The organism is Methylobacterium sp. B4 (assembly GCF_003201865.1).
In the GTDB taxonomy this organism is placed as follows: Bacteria; Pseudomonadota; Alphaproteobacteria; order Rhizobiales; family Beijerinckiaceae; genus Methylobacterium.
In genome coordinates this window covers 1-1,029 of record NZ_QJJJ01000061.1, presented here as the reverse complement: position 1 = coordinate 1,029, position 1,029 = coordinate 1, and the positions used below count along the sequence as shown (strand labels likewise).

Here is a 1,029-nt window from a genome sequence, read left to right as displayed (position 1 = left end):
GCGATGTTCCTAAGGCAGCCGTTTCCAAGCGCTGGAGCCTGAGACTTGGGGACGAAACGCGCAGTGTCTGCACCTTCGTTCCAATCCGAACACTCAGCTTACTAGCAGTCAAAATCAGAGCTTTTGTTTGAGATCAGCGCACGCGTGATGCTGCAGATGCTTGCAATATGCTGCACGCTCAGATTGAAACCCGGTTTTGCATTCAAAAGTTCGTACGGGCGATTGTGCGCAATTCGATTAGACCGTAAACTTTTCCTATTCCGTGAGCCTCCTGCTCCCAGAAGCTTAACTGGAAATCCGCTCACGATGCCGCGCTACTTTTTCGACATAGATGACGGCGTTGAGCTGCGCGATGAGATCGGACGCGAGCTCGAGAGCGGGGCCATTCTGCGGGCCGAAGCCCTGCAAGTCGCAGCGGCACTTGTGACAGCCGAGGCACAGGATGCAAAAGAAACAACCCTGGTGCTGACAGTGAGAGACGAAGCCGGTGCGACGCCGCTGAAGGTCCGACTCGTAAACCAGGTTGAGGAGTCTTAGGCCGTTACCCGAAGGCGGCAAACCAGCTGACAGAGGTGCGCAGGCGGATGCTGCCGGCGGCGTGTGGGGGCTGAAACGAAAAGCCCCGCCGCGGCTGAGCCCGGGCGGGATTGGATTACGGCGACGGCTGTCTCAAAGATTAGACCCTGCGCCGTGCCCCTCGTCGATGAACCAGATGGCCCCAATCAGCATCTCAGTCCGGTAGATCGGCGATCCCTGCTCGTTCCGCACCAGGACATTCAGCCGGCGCTCGTTTTTGATGACGGCTTCGAAGCGGCCTATCTCGAGCATCGTCTTAATCGCCTCAAGGGCTGCAGCCTGAGGCCCTTCCAACTCGGTGCCCACTTCATCGACCGTGCGGACCCCATCCTCTACGTCGAAGAAGTAGCGAGGCATTGTGTTTGCTCCAGCTTTTCAGGCAAGAGCGCTAGCCTCTCTCAGTCATTGACGCCCAGGAGTGCTTGTCAACAATGATTGATTGTACGCAACTCT

The 1,029-nt window shown here is 57.2% G+C and carries 2 protein-coding genes; one reads left to right on the top strand and one right to left on the bottom strand.

Going from position 1 to position 1,029, the window contains the following annotated elements; translation table 11 throughout:
- The first annotated feature begins 306 nt into the window (after positions 1 to 306).
- Positions 307 to 537 carry a hypothetical protein gene (locus BY998_RS23855; protein WP_110354166.1) on the top strand — a complete coding sequence of 77 codons (231 nt, stop codon included), beginning with the start codon at positions 307 to 309 and terminating at the stop codon, positions 535 to 537.
- 132 nt (positions 538 to 669) lie between these two features.
- On the opposite strand, the gene BY998_RS23850 is transcribed toward BY998_RS23855, so the two are convergent.
- Entirely contained in the window at positions 670 to 933 is a 264-nt protein-coding gene (locus BY998_RS23850) for a hypothetical protein (protein WP_110354165.1), read from the bottom strand.
- Positions 934 to 1,029 lie beyond the last annotated feature (96 nt).